The sequence below is a fragment of the Paenibacillus sp. NPDC058898 genome, from assembly GCF_049316025.1.
Classification (GTDB): domain Bacteria; phylum Bacillota; class Bacilli; order Paenibacillales; family Paenibacillaceae; genus Paenibacillus_AQ.
The window spans coordinates 416,679-437,696 of sequence record NZ_JBMOSM010000002.1 but is presented as its reverse complement, the minus strand read 5'-3'; the positions used below and the strand labels follow the sequence as shown (position 1 = coordinate 437,696).

16 protein-coding genes are annotated in these 21,018 nt (G+C 51.1%); 9 read left to right on the top strand and 7 right to left on the bottom strand.

Annotation, left to right across the window (positions count from 1 at the left end; genetic code table 11):
* Positions 1-5 precede the first annotated feature (5 nt).
* Positions 6-149, top strand: coding sequence for a hypothetical protein (locus ACOZB4_RS06265; RefSeq protein ID WP_379406313.1), 144 nt, complete (start codon positions 6-8; stop codon positions 147-149).
* A gap of 66 nt (positions 150-215) precedes the next feature.
* The gene (locus ACOZB4_RS06260) at positions 216-1,469 is read left to right on the top strand and encodes a right-handed parallel beta-helix repeat-containing protein (RefSeq protein ID WP_379406398.1); all 1,254 of its coding nucleotides are present in this window, start codon (positions 216-218) and stop codon (positions 1,467-1,469) included.
* On the opposite strand, the gene ACOZB4_RS06255 is transcribed toward ACOZB4_RS06260, so the two are convergent.
* Positions 1,463-2,347 carry a LysR family transcriptional regulator gene (locus ACOZB4_RS06255; RefSeq protein ID WP_379406314.1) on the bottom strand — a complete coding sequence of 295 codons (885 nt, stop codon included), beginning with the start codon at positions 2,345-2,347 and terminating at the stop codon, positions 1,463-1,465. The genes ACOZB4_RS06260 and ACOZB4_RS06255 overlap by 7 nt on opposite strands.
* Positions 2,348-2,477: 130 nt before the next feature.
* Between ACOZB4_RS06255 and ACOZB4_RS06250 the strand changes: the two genes are divergently transcribed.
* Positions 2,478-3,158 carry an O-methyltransferase gene (locus ACOZB4_RS06250; protein WP_379406315.1) on the top strand — a complete coding sequence of 227 codons (681 nt, stop codon included), beginning with the start codon at positions 2,478-2,480 and terminating at the stop codon, positions 3,156-3,158.
* Between the two features lie 176 nt (positions 3,159-3,334).
* Here the strand turns inward: ACOZB4_RS06250 and ACOZB4_RS06245 are convergent, their stop codons facing one another.
* The 6 genes from ACOZB4_RS06245 to ACOZB4_RS06220 form a co-directional block, all read right to left on the bottom strand.
* Positions 3,335-6,406: a hybrid sensor histidine kinase/response regulator gene (locus tag ACOZB4_RS06245; protein ID WP_379406316.1), complete on the bottom strand. Its 3,072-nt coding sequence runs from the start codon at positions 6,404-6,406 to the stop codon at positions 3,335-3,337.
* Positions 6,407-6,733: 327 nt separating this feature from the next.
* Positions 6,734-9,904: an MMPL family transporter gene (locus ACOZB4_RS06240; RefSeq protein ID WP_379406317.1), complete on the bottom strand. Its 3,171-nt coding sequence runs from the start codon at positions 9,902-9,904 to the stop codon at positions 6,734-6,736.
* Entirely contained in the window at positions 9,901-10,353 is a 453-nt protein-coding gene (locus tag ACOZB4_RS06235) for a MarR family winged helix-turn-helix transcriptional regulator (RefSeq protein ID WP_213643791.1), read from the bottom strand. The genes ACOZB4_RS06240 and ACOZB4_RS06235 overlap by 4 nt, the downstream gene beginning before the upstream one ends.
* A gap of 191 nt (positions 10,354-10,544) precedes the next feature.
* On the bottom strand, positions 10,545-11,738 hold the full coding sequence (locus ACOZB4_RS06230; protein ID WP_379406318.1) for an oxalate decarboxylase family bicupin: 1,194 nt from the start codon (positions 11,736-11,738) through the stop codon (positions 10,545-10,547).
* 142 nt (positions 11,739-11,880) lie between these two features.
* The gene (locus tag ACOZB4_RS06225) at positions 11,881-12,435 is read right to left on the bottom strand and encodes an HXXEE domain-containing protein (protein ID WP_422759505.1); all 555 of its coding nucleotides are present in this window, start codon (positions 12,433-12,435) and stop codon (positions 11,881-11,883) included.
* A gap of 159 nt (positions 12,436-12,594) precedes the next feature.
* A complete protein-coding gene (locus tag ACOZB4_RS06220) occupies positions 12,595-13,197 on the bottom strand; it encodes a TetR/AcrR family transcriptional regulator (protein ID WP_379406320.1) in 603 nt (200 codons plus the stop codon).
* A gap of 318 nt (positions 13,198-13,515) precedes the next feature.
* Here ACOZB4_RS06220 and ACOZB4_RS06215 point away from each other — a divergent pair, with 318 nt between their 5' ends.
* The 6 genes from ACOZB4_RS06215 (at position 13,516) to ACOZB4_RS06190 (ending at position 20,944) form a co-directional block, all read left to right on the top strand.
* Positions 13,516-14,448, top strand: a complete 933-nt coding sequence (locus ACOZB4_RS06215) for a carbohydrate ABC transporter permease (RefSeq protein ID WP_379406321.1) — start codon at positions 13,516-13,518, stop codon at positions 14,446-14,448.
* Complete coding sequence (locus tag ACOZB4_RS06210; RefSeq protein WP_339266962.1) at positions 14,445-15,269, top strand: carbohydrate ABC transporter permease; 825 nt, start codon at positions 14,445-14,447, stop codon at positions 15,267-15,269. The genes ACOZB4_RS06215 and ACOZB4_RS06210 overlap by 4 nt, the downstream gene beginning before the upstream one ends.
* Before the next feature lie 71 nt (positions 15,270-15,340).
* Complete coding sequence (locus tag ACOZB4_RS06205) at positions 15,341-16,702, top strand: ABC transporter substrate-binding protein (RefSeq protein ID WP_379406322.1); 1,362 nt, start codon at positions 15,341-15,343, stop codon at positions 16,700-16,702.
* Between the two features lie 454 nt (positions 16,703-17,156).
* Positions 17,157-18,341: a sugar diacid recognition domain-containing protein gene (locus ACOZB4_RS06200; protein WP_379406323.1), complete on the top strand. Its 1,185-nt coding sequence runs from the start codon at positions 17,157-17,159 to the stop codon at positions 18,339-18,341.
* A gap of 131 nt (positions 18,342-18,472) precedes the next feature.
* Positions 18,473-19,741, top strand: coding sequence for a GntP family permease (locus tag ACOZB4_RS06195; RefSeq protein ID WP_339291378.1), 1,269 nt, complete (start codon positions 18,473-18,475; stop codon positions 19,739-19,741).
* A gap of 60 nt (positions 19,742-19,801) precedes the next feature.
* Positions 19,802-20,944, top strand: a complete 1,143-nt coding sequence (locus tag ACOZB4_RS06190; protein ID WP_379406324.1) for a glycerate kinase — start codon at positions 19,802-19,804, stop codon at positions 20,942-20,944.
* The last annotated feature ends 74 nt before the right edge of the window (positions 20,945-21,018 follow it).

Genomic DNA, 21,018 nt, shown 5'->3' with positions numbered 1-21,018 from the left:
ACGGCTTGCTTCGGGATGACGTTACGCTTCGGATGATGGACCGAATGGAGGCCGTTGCCGACGCCGCGCCTCCCGAGCGCCGGCTTAAATCGGCCCTTTATGAGAGCGGTGTTGAATCGATTATTAACCGCATGAATGGAATGTTTTGATTCTCCTTCACATTAATATGGTAACGATGCATATCAAGATCAATTTGAAGGAGGATGGCATGTTTGATGAGAAATACGGGAACGAACCGCGGCCTGATCAAACCGATATTAGTCATTTTGACGCTGCTGTTATTGACGTCTACATGGGTTAGATCGGACTACGCTAATGCCGAGTCGTCAGTGGTATCCGGTGGAAAGGATATATTAAGCAGAAAGGGTACGGCTCTTGCCGAATGCACGAATATTCCCTGGAATGTTGGCAGCGCTTACAAGAGCGAAGCTGAAGTATCACATCTCGGGAAACGGTTGAAGGCGAAATGGTGGACGACTGGCGAAGAGCCGGGAACCACTGGCCTTTGGGGCGTGTGGCAGGATAAAGGACCATGCAATTCCGAAAACGGCGGCGGGGGCACGCCGAACCCTGATCCATCGGATCTTATCGCTTGTTCCACAACGTCATGTTTGCAGAGCGCATTGAAGAACGTGGTATCCGGGAAGCGAATTGTCCTGGCACCCGGGACATACACGGGAAGTTTCTCCACGGATGTCGAGGGAACTGCCCTGAAGCCTATCGTCATCGAGAGTCAGAACCCGGCTGAACCAGCCATTATTTCCGGGTATTCCGCAGGTTCTGGTTACAGTTTACGCGTTCGGGGCGACTACTGGATCATACGCAATCTAAAGTTTACCAATGCGCAAAAGGGAATCATCCTGGACAATTCCAACTTTACCCGCATCACGGATGTGGAGGTTTACCATATCGGTTACGAAGCGGTGCATTTCCGGGATGGCACATCCTATAGCTCCATTGAGAACTCCCGTATTCATAATACGGGCAAGACGGGAGCGGGCTTTGGGGAAGGGGTCTATGTAGGTTCTGCAGAGGGAGCGAGCTACAACCAGAATACCCACTACAATACGATACGTAATGTTATTTTTGGTCCGAATATAACGGCAGAGCACATCGATTTCAAGGAACGGTCGATGGGAACGCTCGTTGAGAACTGCATCTTCTATGGCGAGGGAATTAGCGGTGCGAATTATGCTGACAGCTTTATCGATGTGAAAGGCAATGGGGCTATCATACGGAATAATACGGCTTATCAGAACGGGAACAGCATCATTGTGGATGCGTTTCAGCTCCACGAGATCGTGCCGGGGTGGGGAATCGATAACGAGTTCTCCAACAATACGCTTTACCTGACAGACCCTTCCGCGTATGTGATCGGGGCTTATAACAATGCATCAGCAACGGCATATCAGAATACGAGAAGCCCGGCAGGAAATATGTATAGGGGAAATGTAACGGTAACTTACTGATTCCGGATCATATCCACGAAGTTCATGGCGGCAGCGGATAACGGTTCATGCTTGCGGGTGCAGACTGCTATGATATTTTGCAGCTCGATTCCATCAACATAGACCCGGCCCAGCTCGCCGCGTTCCACATACTCCCGCACGACGAGTGAAGACACAAAGTTTGCACCGTATCCGGCAATGACGGCTGTGATTGCTTCGTGCAGACCATTGAATTGCAGCGTGATCCGCGGGGAAGGTGCGCTATGGGTACGGCATAAGGCAAATAACCGTTCCCGCGTTGAACTGCCTTCCTCCCGCATAACAAAAGGCTCTCTCATCATCTCATCCAGAGAGATACGCTGATTGGCATAACGGTGATCGGGGGATACGACAAACCATAACTCATCCCGGAACAGCTCCTCGGTCTGTATCGTATTCGGAGATTCCTCTGGCAGGCCGCCGTATATCGCAAGCTCGACATCCATATTTAACAGCTGCTTAAGCGCATCGCTTGAATTCGTGGTGGTTATGCTCATTTCCACTTCTTCGTACCGCTGCTTGTATTTTGCAAGCCAGGCCGGCAGGAGAAAATGGGAAGGTAGATAGGTTGCCGCCAAGCGGATCTGTCCCCTCGAACCGCTGCGGTAATCCAGACAGAATTGTTCAATCTGCTGTTCGACAGAGAAGAGTCTTTTGGCAAGCGGGACGAGCTCGGCTCCGGCCTCCGTCAATCCGATGCCCCTGCCTTGCGGTTTAAAGAGAGTAAGGGAGAGTTCCTTCTCGAATTTTTTAATCTGGGCTGTTATGGCGGGTTGGCTTATATTTAACAATTCAGCAGCACGGGTAACACTGCCCGTTGTGGCGATGACGTGAAAGAGACGTAATGCGTGTAAATTCATGAGAGCCGCACTCCTATCCAATCATATATTTAAGTTATATAAGTATTTTAAATATATATTATATCTATAACATTAAATCACATACAATGATTTTGTAAGATCCAGATGGAGAATAAGGGAGGAAACGGACATGAAAAAGAAGGATGCTGCAGCTGCAACTTGGGAAAAAGTGGATGATTACATCGCAGAACACTTGATTCCTTATGATGAGGTGCTGGAGAAGGTGTTAGCTGCAAATCGAGAGGCCGGATTGCCGGAAATTGATGTATCCAAGGCTCAAGGTAAGCTGCTGAACGTCATCGTTCAGATCAAAGGCGCGAAACGAATTTTGGAGATCGGTACGCTGGGAGGTTACAGTACGATTTGGATGGCTAAGGCGATTGGGGCTGAGGGGCAACTAATTTCACTGGAGCTCGATCCGCATCATGCCGAGGTTGCCAAATCCAACGTGGTATTGGCCGGACTACAGGATAGAGTGGAAATCCGGGTAGGCGATGCCCTGCTGCAGTTGGAGCAGTTGGCCAAAGAGAAGGTGAAGCCGTTTGACCTGATCTTTATCGATGCCGATAAACCCAACAATCCAAATTATTTGAAGTGGGCGTTACAGTTCTCACGGCCAGGCACCGTCATTATTAGCGATAATGTGATCCGTGATGGAGAAGTTATCGATCATCACAGCACAGACCCTCGGGTGCACGGTATCCGCAAATTCATGGATATGCTGTCCGCCCACTCCGCCATTTCCGGCACAGCTATTCAAACGGTGGGAAGTAAGGGGTATGACGGGTTTTATATCGGAGTTGTATCGTGAGCTGCTAGACTGGAGCATCTTTTTCGTTTGCGGCGATCCTGATCAAGTTAATGGCAGAAGGAACAAGAACCCGAAGCAATCGGATCCGTCTATATTTGAAAAAAAGGAGGGTGTCCCAAAGATTTTAGATCGATCTTAGATCTGACGGGACCCCCTCCTTTTTCTGTTAAGAGATGCTATTCCTCCGGATCAGGGATGACAAAAGATACGCTTGTCCCCTCACGGACCTCGCTTTGAATGGAAAGACCGCTCCCATACGTCTGAATCAGTCTGCGATTTGTGTTATACAGACCGATCCCTCTTTTGTCCTTGCGCGGAGCATCCAGCAACTCCTGTACTTTTTCTTTATTCATTCCCATGCCGTTATCCTTGACCTGAATTAGCGTGGACTGCTCCTGACGGATTATATGGATTTCGACGGTGCCGCCTTTAGCTATTGGGATAATACCGTGCTGTACCGCATTCTCGACCAGAGGCTGAATCGTTAAGGGAGGAAGCAGGAGGTTTGCGTCCTGATCCAGGTTCCATATGACATGGAGCCGGTTACCATGTCGCTCCTTCTCAACATACAAGTAAGCGCGTACGAGTTCGAGTTCTTCCGATAGTGAGACAAATTTGCCGGAGTTTTGATATTGAAAACTGATTTGCAGGTATGAACTAAAAGCCTCATTAAGTTTTCGCATTCTTTCCACATCAATTTCACTCAAAGCGTGGATGGAATTCAAGGTGTTAAACAAAAAATGCGGATGGATTTGCGCTTGCAGATAAGCGGCCTCCATACGAAGACGCTCGTTTACGGACTGTTTTAATGTAATTAATGACTGGATACGGTATTTAAGCTCCATTGGGTCCACCGGTTTCGTGACATAATCGTTAGCACCTGCCCGAAATCCCGCATACATGTCGGAGGGCTCGCTGCGCGCCGTCAGCAGAAGCACAGGGAGTTCGGAAGAGGAGTAACGCTCTCTTATCATCCGTGTCAGCTTGTAGCCTGAAATCTGCGGCATCATCACGTCTGCGATAACCAAATCCCATGGTTTCGTTCCGAGCAATTCCAGCGCTTCTCCGGCCGAAGTTGCTAATTGCAGGTGATAAGGTTCAGTCATCAGTATGCTGGCAAGCACTCTTAAATTTACAAGATTGTCGTCAACCGCCAGGATATTCATCTGCTCTTCCATGGACGTCGCTTCTACGGTTAGGAGCGGCTGGCCGTTGAGGTCGTTCCGGCTTGCTGCCATTTCTTCATAGGCTCCGAGCCGCTCGGTCAATATGCTCGGAGAAATCTCTATATCCGTCGAATCAGCCAAAGGAAGGGTGAAGGTAAACGTTGAACCCTTTCCGACTTCGGAGTGAACCGTCATGCTACCGCCATGAAGTTCTACCAGCTCTCTGCTGATGCTAAGGCCCAAACCGATGCCGTTGGTGTCGCCGTATCCGGGATCGCCTTGTTCGTATGGCAGAAATACACGCTGCTGTGTTTCCTGATCCATTCCTGTTCCCGTGTCCGTTACCTCGATGATCATTTGCCCGTTCTTGGCGATGGCCGATACGGCAATGATTCCTTCCTCGGTATGTTTGATGGCATTATGCAGTACATTCATGAGGATTTGCACAAGCCTCTTTTCATCAGCCATAACGAGAGGGAGGGCTTCGGATATGTCTAAGTTCATTTTCAACTCTACGGCTTTTCCTTCGACCAAATACTTCAAGATATCGATAACGCCATTTACGACAGAGGGCAAGGACAGCGGCTCGGCATGCAGTATGATTCGCTTTTCCCTCAGCCTTACTGCGTCCAGGAGATCATTCAGCAGATGCGACATCTGACGTCCAACCTTAATAAGGAGATTCATATCCTCTGCACTTCGACTGTCCATATGATGCTGCTCCCTGTCCGTCACACTCTGGGCGATATTCATGATCCCGTGCAGCGGCGTTCGCAGCTCATGTGACGTCTGGGCTAGAAACCGGTCTTTCATTTTGTCCGCTTTCTGTAATTGGCGGTTGAGCTTGCTGATTTTATCGGCATTGCGGAAATAACGCTTAAACCAATAGGCCGAGAAACCGATGATGGCCGAGATGACATCAACGGGGTAGTATACGGTTGGAAGCTCCTGATATTTGTTAAGCGCTCCCCAGATCACGCTGGAGAAAATGCCGCTGGCTGCCAGGAGCAGAAAGATCGCGTCATCCCGGCTTGCAGCCACCATTCTCCCGAACATATAGATAGAGATGACAACCGGCAATATATAATAAATGCTAAAAACTTTATATTCTACCGTCCAGAAAACAAGGGAAGCAGGTGCGATTGCAATAAATCCGGAATATAGAAGCAGGGAAATGCCATAACCGATAAACCATCGGCTGCGAGTCTTTATGGTGAAACTTCTGGTCATTTTCAATATGAAAAAAGATAGCCAAGAATAAGACAAAATGGAGATTTTAAGATCCCAAGTGTAATTGATGGACAGCCATTTCAGCAGTAAATCGTCATCTGACACTACAATCGTCACGGATGCGGTGAGAAGCAGCAGGAAAAAATCAAGCAGCGTCCATTCCTTCGGATTAAATAAAAATAGGATGCAGGAATACAGACCGTGAAGGATGAGCACGACGAATGTAATGAGTTGAAGATCGATGGAAAGTCCGCGTTCATCGTGGATGGCTTCGCTGGATCCCAGCTTGATGGAATTTACAATTCCGCCTTTGAGCGGATGCTCAAAGTTGGCCACGCGTACAAGCAAATCGATTTCTTGCGTATGTTCAGCGGGAGTGTAATCGACTACGAAGGGACTTCGAGCCGGTGAATAGGTGTTATTGCCATCTTCTCCGGTCTTGCCCATCTCCCCTACTTTAATGCCGTTTATCTCCACGCTGGCCGAAGCCTGAATTTGTTGGATCCAGAAGGAAAGGGGGGCGGTTAAGGCTGGATCAATCAGAATACGAAGCCGATAGGTGCCGGTACCATAGGCGGATTCGGATTCCTTCGTTTGGCTTCCCCGCCAATTTCCTGGAACCTGCACATAGCGATGCTGCGGATGGGTTTGCTCCAGCTCCTGTTTTGTGGCGAGTTTGTCAGGGTAGAACGCCCATTCCCCGTCCAATGTTATGGATTTGGAATGAATGAAGTCCCAGCTGCGCAAGTCGAGCACCCCTTGGGAGGCTTTCGGGTGGTGGGGAGGAACGAAGGCTTCGATCCAATACCAGCGAATGCTGAGGAGCACGGACAGAAAAACAGTAATTGCCAATATATACTGAACAATCTTTTTACTTCCAATGTGATATGTATTTTTTGCAGATCGCGTCGGCACGGTTCACGTTCCTTCTAGGTTTTATATGGGTTGTTGTGAAATTCGAGATTCTTCTTCTTAATATACGAGAAAATGTGACGGTCGTATAGTTATTCCCCTGCAAAAAGCATTTGTTCAGTTCTTTGGAGGCAGTTCCAAGTACGAACAAGGTTTCCGTTCATTTTTAATGATATGGCGTATAAAAAACCGCCTTTTTACCTGTCATCAATCAGGAAAAAGGCGGTTATTGTAAATATTGTTAGGTTTGGGTCATCTTTATAATGGTTACATTCCTACGTCATGTCCGGACGGGCTGCTCTTTGTGTCCTGCTCCTTGGGGGTGAACGGCCACCAGTTAGCCCGGCCAAAGATACGGACCATCACCGGTACGAAGAATGGCAGGAACAGGAGTGCATAGAGCACAAGTCCAACCAGGACAACCGTTGCGATCTGCATCATGGACAGTACGCCGGATGGATACATCGCCGCAAAGGTACCGCCAAGAATGACCACCGCGGACAGGATCACGGTTCCCATGTTGCGCATGGCATGCAGAATGGCATCCTGAACATTCCAGGACTTGTTCTCGTTGAAGCGCGCCATGAGGAAGATGCTGTAATCCACCCCAAGCGCGATCAGCATGACAAAGCTGAAGAACGGCGTGGCCCAGGTGATGCCGGAATACCCGAAGCCGTGCACGAAGATCATCTCCGTAACGCCGACAGCCGTAAAGTATGTGATGACCAGAGAGACAATTAGATAGATCGGCATCACGATGGAGCGCAGCAGCACGACCAGGATAATGAAGATTCCGCTCAGCATGAGAATGACGGTTCGCGAATAGTCTTCGTTGGATATGTTCTGCAAATCGTTATTTGTGCTGGTAATGCCGCTGATGGCAGCTTCGGCGTTCTCCAATTTCGTGTCTTTTACTGCACGGTCTACCGCAGCTTGAATTTGTTCAACACTGCCCAGAGCTTCTTCGCTGTACGGATTGGTTGCCAGAACTACATCCAGCGTCATCACTTTGCGGTCCTTGCTGAGATAGGTATCGAATACCGTCTGGAATTCTTTATTCTCCAGGGCTTCCTGTGGAATGAAGAAACCACTGAGCTCTTCATCCTGAACGTCCTGGATCTGCTGCAGATAATCCTGAGCGGAATGCAGTCCGTCCGAAATTTGCTTCAATCCGTCCGCGCTGGAGTTCAGTCCTGCCGTCAGCTCTCCGATCTGGCCGGTTAGATCACCAAAGCCGTCGGCAAGCTGCTTCTGCCCGCCCTGCAGCTGGTCCAGACCACCCGTAATGGAAGGAATTTGGTTCACGATCTGTCCTTGCCCGTTAGCTGCCTGCGAAAGGCCGGATTGCAGCTCGGCGATACCGGTCACGAGCTGCTGAAGACCGTCGGCAAGCGCCGTTTGCCCGGCGGCTGCCTTAGCGTAGCCGGCGTTTGCTTCCGATAAGCCGGCAGACGCACCTTTAAGCTGCTCGGAGATCTGTCCTAACCCTGCCGCCAGTTCGGCTGTGCCTACAGCTGTTTGCGTAACGGTACCCTTAATGGTTTGGTAGTCGGTATCTTGAATGAGTTCCGGGTAATTGCTCTCCAATCCCGTGAAGGAGCCTTCAAGTCCACTCAGTGCGGTCGCCACGCCGCCCAGTTGCTCTTTAAGTTCGGCAACGCCGCCGTCAAGAGCTGCTAATCCGGTATCAAGCTGTTTATAACCTTGAAGAAGCTGGGCATGGGCTGCAGCTAACTCTTTCGCGCTTTTCGCAGCTTGGGCAAGCCCGGTTTTGAGTTCGCCTGCGCCTGCGCTTCCGCTTTGGATTCCTTTTTGAATGGCGCTGATGCCTTGGCCAAGCTCCGTAATGCCGTCCTTGAGGTCGGCGGTTCCCTTGGTCAGCTCTTTGGCTCCCGCTGCGGCTTCATTCAGCTTCGGCGTATTCTCGCTGAGCTGCTTGCCTGCTTCGGATAGTCCATTCTGGATTTGGGTCAGTCCGTCTTTGGACTCTCCCAATCCTTCATTTAACGTTTTCACTTGCGTTGGAATGAGGAAATCGTTGATCTGCTCACCGGTTGGACGGGAGAGCCCGCGTACGCTGGATACGCCATCAACCTTTTCCACTTCCCGGCTGATTTTTTCCGCGAGTCCCATGTATTCTGCCGTATCCATCCGGTCATCGTTCTTGATCACGATGGTGGAAGGCAGCGATTGTCCGGGACCGAAGCTGTCCGAAATAATGTTAAAGCCCTTGACTGAAGCGTAACTTGGCCCGATTTCCTCCAGGCTGTTAAATGACAGTTTGCCGCTGTATGTAGCCAAGAAAGGGGCCACGATCACAGCGACGACAAGCAATGCCGCCCAAGGGCGCTTAAGAGAGAAGGAACCTGCCGCTCCCCAAAGCTTATTCTCGCTATGCTCCAGCTTGCCGCGTGATGGCCAGAAGAGCTTCTTGCCCAGCACCGCCATGAAGAATGGAACGACTGTAACCAATGCTAGAAGCATAACGGCAATGCCAATTGCAACCGCAACTGCGGATTTGTACAGAATGAATTTGGATAACCCGATGGCTGCAAAACCTACAAATACGGCAAGCCCGGAATAAAGCACGGTGCCGCCGGCTTTTCGGTAAGTCTCGATGATGGCCGATTTGGTATCCTCCGACGTGGTGAGTTCTTCCTTAAACCGGCTGATCAGCAGGATGCAGTAATCGGTTCCGATCCCGAACATGACGGCCACCATAAAGATCTGGGTGAAGGTAGATATCGGGAAGTTGAATTGGTCCACGAGAAAAGAAACGACTGACTGTGACACGATATAACTGAGACCTACGGTCAACAGCGGTACGAATGGTGCTACGAAGGAACGGAATACAACGAATAGAATGAGGAGAATAAAGACAACCGTAATATATTCCGTTTTCTTCAGGCCTTCCTCCGAGCTGACGATAGTATCTTCATTGATGAGACCTTCGCTTGTCAGGTAATGATCAGCTTGAACGCCATCCAGCACCTGATCAACCTTCTGGGGTAGAGCTTTCACGGCTTCCTGGCCGCCGCTGACCTGAAGCGCGACCATGATGGTCTTACCGTCTTTGGCAATCAGCGTGTCTTCCAGCTCCGTTTGCGTGAACGGTTCATTGATGGAATCAATATGGAGGCTTTCTTTATTGTTGTTTAAAGCTTGAACGCCCTCCCGGATACTCTCCTTATCCGTTTCGCTTAACCCATCGGGTTTATTGAAGACGAGCGCAACCTGGTGCAGGGTTTCCCCACCCTCGCCGCCGGAGGCCTCCTTGAGAATTTCAGCAGCGCGTGAAGAGGTATAACCATCCGGTACGGATAATTGCCCTTTCTCCCGCACCAAGTCCGACATGGATGGCGCGAACAAAAACAGCACGACTGCGGCTGCCAGCCACAGAATGATAATGGCCCATCTTGCTTTCAGTATGGCTTTCAATTCTTTCTCCCCCCTGATTCAAGCATCAATTGCCCCAGCTTCTCGAACATTGAGATAAACATTTCGATATCTTTTTCTTCAAAATGCTCCATATAAGGAGAGACGATCTCCCTCATCTGTTCCTGGGCAGATTCAAAAATCGTATGTCCGTATTCCGTTAAAGTCAGATAAACCAGCCTGCGATCTGCTTTGTCCCGGGTTCTGTCGATAATGCCGGCATCCACGAGACGGTTGACGATAGCGGTAATCGAGCTCTTGCCGACGGCAAGCGTTTCCGCCAGATGGGATGAAGTACAGTGATCCATGCTGTTGATGATGCGCACAACCTGAAACTGGTCATTGGTCAGATCTTCACCGAGATGTTCCCGAATCTGGGCGTTAATCCGCCGGGTGACCAGCAGGTAGACATCCACATATCGGTCGATCCATTGCTTTGCCTTGTCGTTCAACAATAGTTCTCCTTTCGAATAGTTCACGTATGAAATAGTTTCATTAATGAACTATATGGCAGGAGGAAAGAAAAGTCAAATGTCCGCATGACGGCAAAGGCAGACGGCCTTGGAATAAAATCCTCTTGGCCGGTCTGCACGAATTTTTAATCGAACAGGCAATGTGCTCAATCAAAGGGGGAGGCTAGAACTTACCTCGGGTAATACGAATATCCCGGATATTTCACGACAGGCCACTTTTCCTTGCGCAAAGCATCGGTGACTTCGGTTCCGACTCTCAGGTTATCCTGGACCAGGTCCCGAGGGGTCAAGGCCATCCATTGATTCAAGGAAACATCCTCGAACCGGTCGCTTCTGAACATTTCGAGAAACCATAAGGATTCCGTGCCCGTGTTCTGTATGTAGTGGCCGAAGGCAAAGGGGACATAGCCCACATCACCGGCTCTGTAATCAAAGGTTCGCGCCGCTCCATTGCCGGCAAACACGGTCATTCGTCCTTGTCCGGCCAGGTAATACTGCCATTCATCCTGATTCGGATGCCAATGAAGCTCCCTCATGGCGCCCGGTTTGATCTCAACGAGCGCGGCTGCAACGGTTTTGGAGATCGGAAAATTGCTGGAATCCACGATTCTTACGCTTCCGCCGGGGGTTATGATCGGTTCTTGCGCCAGCAGCCGGTGCTTGAAACTCAGCAGCACTGTTCCGTAAGGGGATTGGATCTCCTGGCTTTCGAGCGAACCTGGCACCTGATCCTGAAAAATATAAACCTGTTCCTTCGGGATATGGTTAAGAGCGTTCTCCGGAACGCCGAAGTTGGCGGACAGCACATCCTTTGGCGTATGGGCAAACCAGTCGGAGATTGATAAGGTGTTCAGGTCTGAGAAGTGGCCGTCGTCAAAAACCAGCAGGAATTCACAGCCTTCCTCGAGTCCCTGGATCGAGTGGGGGAGACCGGCAGGAAAATACCACAGATCGCCGGGTCCCACATCCGCGATGAAATTTCTACCGCTTGCATCCATGGCCGTAATTCTTGCGCTGCCCCAGATCATATAGGCCCACTCCGCCTGCTGATGCCAATGCAGCTCCCGAACGCCGCCGGGCGTGAGGCTCATATTGACGCCGGCCAGCGTAGTCGCAATCGGCAGGTCCCGTACCGTAATTTCCCGCGACCAGCCGCCATGATTCAGCTGCATATGCGTGTCGGAGAACGACACTTTCAGATTGGGCATCAAGCCCGCATCCGTAATCGGAGGCACTAGCATGTCGGGATTCTCGATATCCCTCACCACATCCCGCGGACCATAGTCTGGCCCGCCTGCTCCGTCGCTGCGTATCGGCTGTGGGACACGGTCATGATTTCCTCTGTTCCGGTTCTGATCCTCCATTAATCTGTATCTCCCTCTCTAGGCTTTTTCCGTAAAATATCCTGTTAAACGGCTATCCATAATGGTTATGAGCCATCGCTTGGCTAATATGTAAGGGAATGCAAGGCCAGTCAAAGATGGTTTTCGCAATGATAGGAATGCCCTATATGTCGTGGCGGAAGGGGGCAATCCGTTTTCCTAGCGTCAGACCTGTCCATACAAGCAGCAGGGTGATCGGCAGGGCGATGATGGTTCCGAGGGCGAATGAAGCTATATTTATGATGTCTGCGTGAAAGAGGCGATAGAGCGCATAAATCCCGTAAGGAATTTCAAGGATAGCTGCTGTAATGACACCCGGGGTGTATGCCCATAGAGCGATCGAGGCTCCCACATGTTTCACGCCATCCAGCAGGAACACCGTGACAAAGCCAGCGAACAGCGCGTTGAATGGGCTGCCGATCTCGAAGTTAAGAGCCGTAATGGCCGTTACGCTGGTGAGAATGAAGCCGATCAGCAGGACGGCAAATGTAAATTGCAGGGTGATATTTTTATCCCACGGAGTGGAGATAGGCGAGATTTTGGAAAGCACAGGGTTATTCTTGTTCTTCCTAAGCCACCATTCCATCGTGGCAATCTCTTCTCCATCGTGAATGAAAAATACAACCGGCAGCAGCCACAACATCATGGCGAAACTCCAATCTGGCATGATTGACAGCATGATCCTCATTTCTCCCTTCCTTCTAACACTATTAGCAATATTTATAGAAACTGAGTGTACACTCAAATTGAGCCGATAAAAGAAGCTGATGCAGAGAGGTTATTTCTGTTCTGCTATCAGCTTTTCTATTCTATCCTTACTGGGATGAACATCGGCGCCTTAGGATCCTTCATTAAAACCATGCATCAGCAGCCGGACGAGCTCGCGAATATAGGATTCGTCCCCGAGCGGGAGGGCTTCCTGTCCGAAGCGGGAATGGAGCATGCAGTAGACCAGAATGGAGGAGGTCATCATCGTCATCGCGACCTGAACCGTATGTTCCGGTTGATGCTTCGATCCCGCGGCCTGTTTGAGTATGCTGCTGCCTGCTGTCCCAAAACCTCCGATCAGTCGTGACACCTCATTGGATACCTCGGCATCCCTTATGAGTTCAGGTGACCAAATGAGCATCAGATAATCCATGTTCGTCCTGAGGAACCCAAGGTACGCCAAGCCGTATTGAAACAGGGCTTCCTCCGCAGGCAGCTTCGACAGTTCATCCGCATCCTCTTGGAGCTGCGTAACAAAGGAAAAATTGTTCACAATGTAGAGCAGCAGCTTCCGCTTATCTCCGAAGTGGTAGAAGATCAGCCCTTCGGCAACGCCGCTTTCGGCGGCAATCTCTTTGGTTGTCGTCGCATGAAATCCCTGCTGCGAGAACAGCTTCAGAGCGGCGTTCAATATCCGTTCCTTCTTGGCATTTCGATTGTTTGTTGTAGGCATAGGCAGATGGCTTCCTTTTTTGATTAAATGACGAATCCCATATACTGAGTGTTTACTCAAGAATATTGTCATTTCCAGCTATTGTCAAGGCTCGAAATATCAAGGCATGGAATGTTCTAAATTTTCAATGTTATTGATAATAATGAAGGGAGGATTGTATAGAGCATGCTGCATATGTGATGGAGAAGAGGAGAATCACATGAATTGCTTGTCTGTTTTTCGGCATGCAGTTTATGTGTTTTTTTGTTCTCTTTTTTTGCGAATCCTTGCATCTTTTCGAAAGGCAGAGAGAAATTTTCGAAGAGAGGGGAATGTCGGTTGTCTAGTAATGAAAGCGTTTCACACGGCAAGAAACCTAAAAGTGCAGCGACAAGAAAAAGGCTCTGGGGTGAGCATGCTTTAGCCTATGGATTTCTGGCACCCTCCATCATCTTGTTTATGATGTTCTTGTTCTACCCGATGCTGAAATCGGTTTATCTCAGCATGACGATAACGGATCCGCGGGGTCAGGTTGTTGAATTTGTATGGTTGGAGAATTTTATCCGGCTTTTATCATCAGGATCATTCTATAAGAATCTTGGCGTAACGCTGATGTTTATTTTGTTTACCGTGCCCACCTCCTTGATATGGTCGCTGTTTCTTGCCGCCATTACCCACAACAAGCTGCGAGGGATGAAGATGTTTCAGTTTGTTTTCTCATTGCCGATTGTCATTTCCGTCGGGACCGGCTCGATTATATGGTTTTTGTTGTTTCATCCTACGGCGGGCATGCTGAACTATTTTCTAAGCTTCGTTCATCTCGGGCCGATCCCTTGGTTAACCGATCCTTCCTGGGCTCTGATCTCGATCTCGATCATGACGATCTGGATGAACATGGGGTTTCTGTTTATTGTGCTGTCCAGCGGTTTACAGGGAGTTCCGGAGGAGATATACGAGAGCGCCAAAATGGACGGCTCCGGGCCGATCCGGACCTTTATCCAAATCGTACTGCCACTGCTGTCACCTACGATTTTCTTTGCTTTGATTGTATCGGTTATCGGTGCATTTCAAGCATTCGGGCAAATTCACATTCTGACCAAGGGAGGTCCGATCAACTCCACCAATGTCATGGTTTACTCCATTTATCAGGATGCCTTCGTCAATTTCCGGTTTGGCATCGGCAGCGCACAGGCTCTGATCCTGTTTGCGATTATTCTGCTCCTTACGCTGTTGCAGTTTAAAGTTCTGGAAAAGAAGGTGCATTACCAATGACCCTGCGCGGAATTACGTCCCTGTTTACCTATCTGCTGCTCATCCTCCTGTCTTTGATTGTGTTATATCCGCTCATCTTTACGGTGTTCTCAGCCTTTATGACCGAGAAGGAGGTAGCTAATTTCCCACCACCGCTGTTCCCGTCGAGCTTCTATTTGGGCAATTTTACGGAGGCCATCTCCGGCTTCCCGATTATTCGCTTTATTCTGAACAGCTTCATTGTCTCGTCGGCCATCATGATCAGTCAGGTCATTACATCAAGTCTGGCCGCATATGCGTTTGCATTTCTTAATTTTAAGGGTAAGGCACTACTGTTCGGACTCTTCTTGTCAACGATGATGATTCCTTGGGAAGTCACGATTATTCCGAATTATCTGACCATTAAGGATTGGGGCTGGATGGACAGCTACCAGGGATTGATCGTGCCGTTTATGGCAGGGGCCTTTGGCGTGTTTCTGCTGCGCCAGTTTTTTCTGCAGCTCCCGCGTGAGCTGTTTGATGCGGCCAAAATCGACGGGTGCGGTCATATCCGAAGTTTTCTGTCCATGGTGCTGCCGTTGTCCCGGTCTTCCATTGCTACCTTGGCGGTGTACACCTTCCTCACGCACTGGAATCACTTCTTGTGGCCGCTTTTGATCACAAACCAGGCCTCGATGCGAACCGTACAGATCGGGGTGGCTATGCTGCAGCATGCTGAAGTGATGTCATGGAATCTGATTCTGGCCGGCGTGACCATCGTGCTGGTTCCTTCCTTTGTACTGCTGGCTTTTGGCGTCAAACAATTGGTGCGCGGAATTACCGCTGGTGCGTTGAAAGGTTAGTACGGTGGTTGGCCTGTCATATGCAGGTTTGTCATAGGAAGCATTTTACGAACGAAGGGGGAGAATCACGGATGAAAAGAAGAACGAGATTGGTAAGTATCGTGTTAGCTGCGATCATGCTGCTGCTAAGCGCGTGTAACATTAACATGGGTGAGGAGCCTGATAAGGGGACGGATTCCGTACCAAAAACCGATGTTGGTGTTCAAAAAGTGGTGTTCTGGCATGCGATGGGAGGAGCTAATACCAAGGTGGTTGATCAATTAGTCGCCAACTTTAACGCTTCACAGGACAAGGTGCAGGTAGAAGCGGTGTATCAGGGAACCTATGATGACCTGTTAAGTAAACTGAAGGCGTCGATGGGAACAAACGAGGGGCCCTCCGTGGTCCAGATGTACGAGATCGGCAGCCGGTTTATGATCGATTCCAAACTAATTACACCCATGCAGGGGTTCATTGATGCGGATCAGTGGGATGTGTCGCAGCTAGAGCCTAACATCAGCGGGTATTATACATTTGAGGATAAGCTGTATTCCATGCCTTTCAACTCCTCTAATCCGATACTGTATTACAATAAAGACCTGTTCAAGGATGCAGGGCTCGATCCGGAAAGTCCGCCTAAGACGTTTGAAGAACTGAAAATCGCGGCAGACACGATATCGAAAAAAGGGAAGGCGGTTGGAGCGAATTTTGCTATATACGGCTGGTTTATGGAGCAGTTGTTTGCCAATCAGGGTGCGGAGTATGTGAACAACGGCAACGGCCGAGACGATCTGGCGACCGAGTCACTAGTCAATTCCGAGCCTGGCGTAAAGGTGCTGACTTGGTGGAAGGATCTGATCGATTCCAAGGCAGCCAATAACCTGGGACGTAAAACCGATGATTCCAAGAAGGCATTCTCGGCCGGTCAGGTCGCCATGATTCTGGACTCAACCGCAGCTTTGAAGGGACTTGTGGATAGCTCGGAAGGCAAGTTTGAAGTAGGCACAGGCTTCCTTCCGAAGCCGGAAGGAGCGGAAGAAGGCGGTGTTATCGTGGGCGGAGCAAGCCTGTGGATGATGAACAGTCGTCCTGAAGCAGAACAAAAAGCCGCATGGGAGTTCATTAAATTCCTGACCTCTCCATCGGAGCAGGCATACTGGCATATCAATACCGGGTACTTCCCGATTACCACGAAGGCGTATGAGGAAGAAAGCGTGAAGGAGAATCTGAAGAAATTCCCGCAATTCCAGACAGCCATTGATCAGCTGCACCAGACGAAGCTGGTTAAAGCGACCCAGGGTGCCGTGATGGGCGTATTCCCCGAGGCAAGACAGATTGTGGAAGGGGCGATTGAAGAGGTGCTGAACAATAAAAAGTCACCGCAGCAGGCACTGGACGACGCAGCGAAAGAAATTACGACCAAGATTCAGGATTATAACCGTACCGTGAAGTAGCATAGAGGGGAGCCTCAAACTCAGGAGAGACAGGGAGTAACAAGCCGATCCATCAGAATCGGCTTGTTGGTTCGTGGCATGAATGCAGCCAATAAACGATTCACCGGGAAGTTTCGCTTAAGCGATACATTCTTAGAAAGAAATCCACCTCAACCGCAAGCGACGGAATCATGAGTACCTGCGTTCTCTTGAGGCTATACTGGTGGTGTTTGAGTTTACAAAAGAAACGCGAAAGCGTATACTCAGACAAAATAATTGTTAATTATAGTAACTCACCGAATAACAGCCACTTCGGGAGGAAATTCCCTTCCTCGTGTTAACACTCACATTTAGGGCGTATAATAACGTTATTCGAAGCTGAATGCCCCTATCCCGGAAGAATGCGATTAATCGCGCTTATCGGATGGAGGGCGTTTTTTCATATCATGGCGGACATAGACAGGGGATAGACAAGATGAGCAGATTGACTAAGGAATTGGCGCAAGAAATTGTAACGCGGACGATGCAAGTGATTCATTATAATGTGAACGTCATGGATGAACGGGGGCGGATTATCGGTTCTGGCGACCGCTCGCGCTTATATCAGAAGCATGAAGGGGCGCTCATTGCGATTGAGAGGAAGGGTCGCTTCGAGATTGACGAGGAAAGCGCGCGCAAGCTGCAAGGGGTGCTGCCCGGAACGAATCTGGCCATTCACTTCCAGGGCGAAGTTGTTGGGGTCATCGGTATTACCGGCGATCCGAACGAGGTGACCAAGTACGGCGAGCTGGTGAAAATGACGGCGGAAATGTACTTGGAGCAAGCAGATCTGCTGGAAAAAGCCCAATGGGATAAGCGGATGAAGGAGGATTTTCTTCAGTCCATCATTCATGCGGACGGCAAGGATAACGCCATGCTGCGCCTCCAGGCGGAACGGATTGGCTTCCATCCGGATAAAGCGCGGGTTGCATGCATTATGGAGCTGATCGGTGCGCAGGACGCGAATTCATTGTCTACGCTCAAGCAGGTGGTTGAAATATTGGAGGGTCGGCCCGCCATCGATCTGATCGCCATTCACAATACGCGCCAAATCGTGTTGTATAAGCCCCATCTCCACCCGCGGAAGCCGAACGCCGATATATGCGAAGGCATCCGTCACATTCGCAGGCTGCTGGAGGAGAAGCGGATTGCGCCTCTCCGCATTGCGGTTGGCAAGGCGTATTCCGGCATCGACGGCTTAATCGCGTCTTACCGTTCCGCGCAAGATACGATGCGGGCGGGCCAGGCGATATTCCCGGAGCAGACGGTATACTACGGCGAAGATATGCCGAATGAGACCGTGGCAGCGAACGTTACGCCCTCGTGGGTGGCGGAAGAGCTGCAGCGGCTATGGCGGCGGTTTGCGCAGGAGGATAAGAGCGGGGAACTTCAGCAGACGCTGGAGGCCTATTATGATGAGAACGGCGAGCAGCAGCGCATCGCCGAGCGGCTGTCGATTCACCGGAATACGCTTCGCTACCGACTGCAGCGCATTCATGAGGTGACCGGCAAAGACCCGAAGCATTTTCGCGATTTATATACGCTAATGACGGCCCGCTGGCTAAGCGCGCTGAAAGAGAGGAAGCCGGAGAGTGACGGTGTCTGGAAGGAACATGCATGATTTGTGCATTTGAACAAAAAACACGCTCAATAAAGCGCTTTATTTCATTTTTATGCATGATGAAGCGCTTTCACATTACAGGTACAGTAATAGTATAACGAATTGAGACAACACATTAGGGGGTCTTGACTATGGACGTATCTGTAACTGTACTTGGTGCTTTGACGGCATTGGTTGTGGCGATTGTGCTTATATTGCGTAAAGTCCCTCCTGCCTATGGCATGATGATTGGGGCACTTGCCGGAGGGGTCGTCGGCGGAATCGGGCTGGTTGATTCGGTGAATTTGATGATGGATGGCGCGAAGGGCATGATTCCGGCCGTGCTGCGCATCCTGGCAGCCGGCGTGCTTGCCGGCGTCTTGATTGAATCGGGCGGCGCGAAGACGATTGCCGAAACGTTGATCCGCAAGGTCGGCGAGACGCGTGCGCTGTTTGCGCTGGCGTTCGCGACGATGGTACTGACGGCGGTCGGCGTATTTATCGACGTCGCGGTCATTACGGTGGCGCCGATTGCGATCGCGATTGCGCAGCGCGCCGACTTGTCCCGCATGGCGATATTGCTTGCCATGATCGGCGGCGGGAAGGCCGGCAACATTATGTCGCCGAATCCGAACGCCATCTCGGCGGCGGAGGCATTCAACATTCCACTGACATCGATGATGATGGCAGGAATCATACCGGCTGTCCTTGGGCTTTTTGCCACTTATCTGATCGCGAAGCGCCTGTCCAAAAAGGGAACGAAGATCACGGGCCAGGAAAGCGTAGACGACGGCGCTCAGCAGCTTCCGGGCTTCCTGGCAGCGATGATGGCTCCGATCACGGCGATTGTGCTGTTGGCGCTGCGCCCGATTGCCGGCATCGTCATCGATCCGGTTATCGCGCTGCCGGTCGGCGGGCTCGTTGGCGCCTTGTGCATGGGCCGCATCAAGCAGATCAATCAATTTGCGGTATCGGGCTTGGGCAAAATGTCGGGCGTGGCTGTCATGCTGCTTGGCACAGGGACGTTGGCCGGCATTATATCGAATTCGCAATTGAAGGATGTCATCATCGACAGTCTGGCCTCCTCCGGCTTGCCGGCTTACTTGCTTGCGCCGATAAGCGGCGCGTTCATGTCCTTAGCCACCGCTTCGACAACAGCAGGTACCGCAGTCGCCAGCTCGGTGTTCGGCTCGACGATTATGGGGCTTGGCGTTGCTTCCCTGGGCGCTGCGGCGATGATTCACGCCGGGGCGACTGTCTTCGACCATATGCCGCACGGCAGCTTCTTCCATGCAACGGGCGGAAGCGTTAATATGGCGATGAAGGAGCGGCTGCGCCTTATTCCGTATGAGACCGCAATCGGTCTCGTCCTGGCCGTTGTATCGACATTGGTGTTCGGCGTGTTCGGCTGGTTCTTGTAATCTGCGGCAAAATGATTGTTCAGGCAGTTGGTTAAGACTGATGGAGAGGGAGTGGAGAGAATGAAGATTGTAATTGCTCCAGACTCATTTAAAGAGAGTTTATCCGCATTAGAGGCATGTCATGCCATAGAGAAGGGAATACGGACCGTGTATCCCGAAGCGGATATCGTCAATGTGCCGATGGCTGACGGCGGGGAGGGCACGGTGCAGTCTTTGGTGGATGCGACAGGTGGACGATTGGTTCACCGCGAAGTGACGGGACCGCTTGGCACCCCCGTGACCGCGTTCTACGGCATACTTGGTGACGGGAAGACCGCGATTATCGAAATGGCGGCCGCCTCGGGACTAGCGCTTGTGCCGCCGGAGCAGCGCAATCCGCTCGCCACGACGACGCGCGGCACCGGCGAGCTTATTACGTCGGCGCTGAACGAAGGCGTCAGCACGATTATTCTCGGCTTGGGCGGCAGCGCCACGAACGACGGCGGTGCCGGCATGGCGCAGGCGATCGGGGTGCGGCTGCTTGACGCCGATGGCTCGGAAATAGGCCATGGCGGTGGAGAGTTGCATCGCATTGCCCGCATCGATACGGGCGGAGCCGATCCGCGGCTGAAGCAGGTTGCCTTCGTGGCCGCGTGCGATGTGGACAACCCGCTGACCGGAGAGCGCGGCGCCTCGGCCGTATTTGGCCCCCAAAAAGGCGCCGATCCAGCCATGGTACAGCAGCTTGACGGCAATCTCGACCATTATGCGGCGATGATTAAGGCATGCTTGGGCCGCGACGTGGCCCAGATTCCCGGCGCTGGCGCAGCCGGAGGGCTTGGCGCCGGTATGCTCGCTTTTTTGGACGCTGAGTTGAAGCGGGGCGTGGATATCGTTATCGAAGCGACGGGGCTGGCTTCGCAAGTGAAGGATGCGGATCTCGTCATTACGGGAGAAGGCCGCATCGACGGCCAGACGATTTACGGCAAAACGCCGATGGGCGTGGCCAAGACGGCCAAGCGGTACGGAGTGCCGGTCATCGGCATCGCGGGCTCGCTTGCGGACGGGCATGAAGCGGTGCTTGAGCATGGCATCGATATCGTGTTCACGATTGTGCCCGGCGTATGCAGCCTGGACGATGCGATAAGACAAGCCGCCGCCAATATGGAGCGTACAGCGCGCAATATGGCGATGACGTTAAAATGCGGTAGCAAGTTGGCTTGAATAAGATGACGATTAGAGGCGGGCATGATGGAATTCGAGTATAGGATTTGATTGGCAATCCTGTTGCTAAGGGT